The sequence below is a fragment of the Tahibacter sp. genome (genome assembly GCF_035481375.1).
GTDB lineage: Bacteria > Pseudomonadota > Gammaproteobacteria > Xanthomonadales > Rhodanobacteraceae > Tahibacter.
The window spans coordinates 1-5,403 of the sequence record NZ_DATIGT010000276.1; the positions used below are offsets into that span (position 1 = coordinate 1).

Annotated in this window: 4 protein-coding genes; 3 read left to right on the top strand and 1 reads right to left on the bottom strand. The window is 71.0% G+C overall.

Going from position 1 to position 5,403, the window contains the following annotated elements; translation table 11 throughout:
* From VLF18_RS18300 to VLF18_RS18310, 3 genes are all read left to right on the top strand, one after another.
* On the top strand, positions 1-1,103 hold a 1,103-nt coding region (locus VLF18_RS18300; RefSeq protein WP_325281064.1), incomplete at its 5' end, for a hypothetical protein.
* 182 nt (positions 1,104-1,285) lie between these two features.
* Positions 1,286-1,876, top strand: a complete 591-nt coding sequence (locus VLF18_RS18305; RefSeq protein WP_325281065.1) for an ECF-type sigma factor — start codon at positions 1,286-1,288, stop codon at positions 1,874-1,876.
* A gap of 51 nt (positions 1,877-1,927) precedes the next feature.
* Positions 1,928-4,720: a serine/threonine-protein kinase gene (locus VLF18_RS18310; protein ID WP_325281066.1), complete on the top strand. Its 2,793-nt coding sequence runs from the start codon at positions 1,928-1,930 to the stop codon at positions 4,718-4,720.
* Between the two features lie 69 nt (positions 4,721-4,789).
* Here the strand turns inward: VLF18_RS18310 and VLF18_RS18315 are convergent.
* Positions 4,790-5,403, bottom strand: a 614-nt coding sequence (locus VLF18_RS18315; protein ID WP_325281067.1) for a hypothetical protein, incomplete at its 5' end; no start/stop codon positions are given.

A 5,403-nucleotide genomic window follows, 5' to 3' on the forward strand; every position in this document is an offset into this window, starting at 1 on the left:
GCAGCGGCTGCCACGTCAAATTCAGCGCGGGCCGTTTCCCGCATCTGTCGAACCAGTTGCCGGGCTACTGCAACACGATCCTGCCGTCGGCCTACAACACGACGATGCCGCCAGGACTGCCGGGCAGCCAGGTACCGGCCGCATCCGCGTTCCGCAATGCGTACTGCTTCGCCGGACCGAACAACACGACCGCCGACGCCGGCGACCCGCACATCACGACGACGAACGGCATCAGCTACGATTTCCAGGCCGCCGGCGAATTCGTCGTGCTGACGAACGACGACACCGGCTTCGAAGTGCAGAGCCGCCAGTCGCCGGTGCAGACGACGTTCATCCCGCCGCCGAATCCGTACACCGGCCTGCAGAGCTGCGTGGCCCTGAACACCGCGGTCGCCGCGCGCGTCAACGAGCATCGCGTGAGCTACCAGCCGATCCGCACGGCCTCGGGCCGCGAGGAAATGCAATTGCGCATCGACGGGCGCATCACCGCGCTGACCGCCACGCCGATCCCACTCGGCGGCAACGCCTACGTCGCGCTCGCGGCCGCCGGCGGCGGCATGCATGTGCAGTTCGACGACGGCAGCGATCTCGTCGCGACGCCGCGCTACTGGTCGTCGCAGGGCTACTGGTACGTCGACATCGACATCACGAACACGCCGGCGCGCGAAGGCATCGCCGGACACGTGCTCGCCGGCGACTGGCTGCCGCGCGCGCCGGACGGTTCGTCGTTCGGTCCCATGCCCGGACCGCTCGCGACGCGTCACGTCGTGCTCAACCAGACCTTCGCCGATGCATGGCGCGTGACGTCGTCGACGAGCCTGTTCGACTATGCGCCGGGCACTTCGACGGCGAACTTCACCGACCGCAACTGGCCGACGCCGCCGGGTCAGCCGTGCCGTTCGCAGCTGCCGCCGGTGCGCCCGCCGCTGACGAAGATGCAGCCGCAGCTCGCGCTGGAAGTCTGCCGTGTCGTCGAAGACGAAACGAAACGCGCGCACTGCGTGTTCGATGTCACGGTGACCGGCGACCGCGAATTCGTGCGCGGCTACCTGCCGGCCGACGGCACCGCAGTGGCGCCGCATCCGATGCCCACGGACCGCTGAGCGGTGATGCACCCGCATCGGCCGGCCGTCGCCGGCCGATGCGTCCCGAGCTGCGGCGCCGCCGGCGTCGACGGCCTGCCGGCCGCTTCGGGCGCGGCGAGCGATGCTCCGCGATGTTGCAGAAAAACGCCGGCTCGCGCCCGCGATTGCGCGCTCCGGCGGGCGCGTGACACCCTCGCGCCATGTCTACATATCCCAACCTGGACAATGCCGTGGACGATGCGGCCGGGCCGATGCCCGGGCCGTCCGGCGGCGACGCGGCGTTCGAGCAGGTCTATGCGCGCCTGAAGGCCATGGCGAGCCGGCAGATCTCGCGCGATCGCGCGAGCACGCTGAACACGACCGAGCTCGTGCACGAGCTCTACGAGCGCATGACGCGCCAGGAACTGCAGTCCGCCGGCGGACCGTACCGGTTCTTCGCCTATGCGGCCCACGCGATGCGCAACATCCTGATCGATCGCGCAAGGCATCGCCTCGCGCTGAAGTCGGGCGGCGACTGGATCCGCGTGACCGTCTCGGCGTCGCGCGAGGAAGCGTCGTATGAACTCGCGCTGGAGGTCGTCGCGCTCAACGATGCGCTCGACCGGCTCAGCGTCGATGACGAACGCGCAGCCAGCGTCGTGGAACTGCGCTATTTCGCGGGGCTTTCAATGGAGCAGGTCGCGCAGGCGCTGGGCGTCGACCGGCGCACCGCGACGCGCGACTGGACTTATGCGCGCGCATTCCTGCAGGCCGAACTCGCTGACGCCCCCGGCTGTGCGGCGAATCGCTGACCGCGCCGGGGCGGGGCGGCGGCCATGACCGGCGGCGGATCGGCGCTATCGATGCGCGACTGCTTCGAGACGGCGCTGGCGATGCCGGCGGACGCGCGATCCGCGTTCCTGACGGCGCACTGCAGCGGTCCGGCCATGGTGCGCAAGGTCGAGCGCATGCTCGCCGCGTCCGTCGCAGAGGAGCGGCGCTTGTTCGGCCGATCCGTCGATGTCGTCGCGGCCGAACTTGCCGCAGCCGCCGTTGCCATGGAGCCGGCGCAGTGGATCGGGCGCACGATCGGCGGAGCGAGGCTGCTCGACGTCGTGGGGCAGGGCGGTTCGGCGGTCGTGTTTCGCGCCGAGAAACGCACGGCGGACGTGCTGCAGGTCGTCGCGGTCAAGCTGTTCCGGCAGGTGCTGCTGACCGAGGTCGATGTCCGCCGCTTCAAGTGCGAGCGCGCCGCGATGGCGCGGCTCACGCACCCGCAGATCGCGCGGCTCATCGACGGCGGCATCGCCGACGGTGGCCTGCCGTACCTCGTTCTTGAATATGTGGACGGCCGGCGGATCACGCACCACGCGGATGATGCGTGCCTCGACCAGCGCGCGCGCGTGCGGCTGATGGTCGATGTCTGCCGCGCGGTCGAGGCCGCCCATCGCGCGCTCATCGTGCATCGCGATCTCAAGCCGTCCAACGTGCTCGTATCGTCCGACGGCCACGTCAAGCTGCTGGATTTCGGCATCGCGAAATTCCTGACCGGCGAGGACGAGACAACGCTTGCCGGTCAGGGCGCGCTGACGCCGGCCTACGCCGCGCCGGAACAGTTCGAGGGCGATGCGGTGACGACGGCGACGGACGTCTATGCGCTCGGCGTACTGCTCGGCGAACTGCTGACCGGACGCCGGCCCTCGACCGAGGCGGCGCGTGCCCCGAGCGCGACGGTGCGGCACGACGCGCATTCCGGAGCGGCAGAGGACCCGCACGTGCCGCCGGATCGCCCGTTGCGCGGCGACCTGCGCACCATCGTGCAGATGGCCATGGCATCCGATCCGGCGCGACGCTACGCGTCGGCCGGCGCGCTGGCCGACGATCTCGATTGCTTTCTCGACGCGCGTCCGGTGCGCGCGCATCCGCCGTCGCGGCGCTACCGGCTTGCGCGTTTCTATCGCCGGCATCGCTACGCCGTGACGATCGCTGCAGGACTCGGCGTGCTGCTCGTCGCCGCGGTGATCGTCGCGGTCTCGCAGGCGCGATCGGCGGCGGCGCAGGCGCGGCGCGCCGACGCCGCAGCGGGTGTGGCGACGTCGACGCGCGATTTCCTCGTCGACCTCTTCCGGCAGGCCGAACCGGCGGGTGCGCGTGCGGCGCCGGCAACCGTGATCGACGTGACCCGCGGCGCGCTGTCGCGCCTGGAAGCCGACACGCGCCTCGACCCGCGCGTGCGGCTCGACCTCACGATTCAGCTGGGTTCCGTGCTGCGCGGCCAGAGTGCGCTGCGCGCTTCGATCGGCGCGTTGCGCGATGCGGCGGAACGCGGCGCACGCGCGTTCGGCGCGGCCGATCCGCTCGTGCTGCGCGCGAACCGGGAACTCGGTGCGGCGCTCGTGGCCGCCGGCGACTACGACGCGGCCGACGCGCTGGTTCGCGCGGCGTCGGCCCTGTCGTTCGACGACGCGGACGCGCGCGTGCGATTCGACCTGCTCGCAGCGACCGTGGCATCGCGGCGCGGCGATGCGCTGCAGGCCGACCGCCACCTCGACGCGGCCGGCGCGCAATGCGCGGCCGGCTGCAGCGACCGGCTGCAGCTCGAGCTGCTCAACACGCAGGGCGAGGTGCACGGCACGTTCGACCGCAACACGCTCGCGCTCGCCGCGTTCGAAAAAGCCGCCGCGCTGACCGAGTCGCGCTTCGGTGCCGTGCATGTCGAACACGCGGCCGCGCTGGACGGGCTTGGGCGCGCGTATCGCCGGATGGGCCGGTCCGACGACGCACGTCGCGTCGCGCAGGCCGTGCTCGACATCGACGATCGCATCGGCGTTCCGGCGTACGACTGGCGGCGCGCGATGCACCTGCACCGGCTCGCCAACGCGTACCACGACCTCGGGCAGTTCGAGCCGGCCCTGGCGCTTTACGAGCAGGCCATCGCGATTTCCAACGCAATCAGCGATGACGACGAATCGGTCGCCGTCGACATCCGCAACGTGGCGATCGTCTACTACAAGCTCGGCCGGTTCGAGCCGGCGATCCGTCACCTGAACGATGCGCTGGCACGACAGGTTGCGGCCGGCGGCGCGCATCACCGCAGCGCTGCGGATACGCGCGCCAATCTTGCCGAGATCCTCGCGCGCAGCGGCGACACGCGCGCGGCCGTGCCGATGATCCGGCAGGCCGTCGACGATCTGGCGTCCGCCGGCGAGGGCGCCGAGCGGCAGCTCGCGGAGGCATGGCTGCATCAGGGATCGATCCTGCTGCTGGCCGGCGACGCGCCGCGTGCGCTGCCCAGTATCGAGCGCGCGGTCGCGCAGTTCGCCGCGCTCGGCGCGGATCTGCCCGAAGCGCTCCCGCTGTATGCGCGCGTGCTGCGCGGCATCGCGCTCGCGCGGCTGGGCCGCACGGCCGAGGCGCGGGCGGAATGGTCGCCGGCGCTGCAGCGCCTTGGCGCGCTCGACGTGCAGCACCACGTCCAGGCCGACGGCCGCTTCGCCTTCGGCCTCGTCGAACTCGATGAAGGCCGCTGCGGCGCGGCGCGCGCGCATCTCGCGGCGGGGCGGCAGTTGCTGGCGCGCAAGCCCTTCGTCCAGGCGGCGCTGCGCGCGGCGGAGTCGCGCCTCGCATCGGCGCTTGCGACGCGCTGCGACCGCTGACGCGGTGCGTGCGGCCCAAAAGCAACATGGCGCCTCGCGGCGCCATGTCGGGTAGAACGGTCGAAGGCCTCAGTACGCGTAGAGGCTGTGCGTGACGAACTGACCGCTCGCGGGATCGAACACGCGGCCGAAGCGGTCGGCGTCGGGAATCGTCACGAGCCGCGCGGCGTTCGTGGCGGGGTCGAAGCGGCCGACGAATCCGGGAACGCTGGTCGGCGCGAACGCGTTCGTCGGCGCGGTATACGTGTTCAGCCGGATCCAGTTCGTGCCGTTGCCGTCATAGGTCACTTCCCAGATGCCCATGTCGCCGCCGGGCACGCCGCCCGGTATCGGCGACTGATTGCGCAACCAGCGGTAGCGGATCATGTCGTCGCGGCCGTTGCCGTTGATGTCGCCGATCAGCAGGCCGTCCAGCGACTCGCCGCGAATGCGGTTGAGCTGCTGCCATTGCGTCCTGCCGCCGTAGGACACCGACCACTTGCCGCCGCTGACCGCGATCACGTCGACGATGCGGTCGGCGTTGAAGTGCCCGAAGCGCAGTCCGCCGAGCGGCACGGACGAGTTGTTGATTTCCGTCCACGGAAACACGCCCGGCGACAGGATGAACCAGCTGCCGGCCGAATCGCGGCGGAAGAAGTCCGTGCGGCCGTCGCCGTTGAAATCGCCGAAGCGCAGGCTTGCGA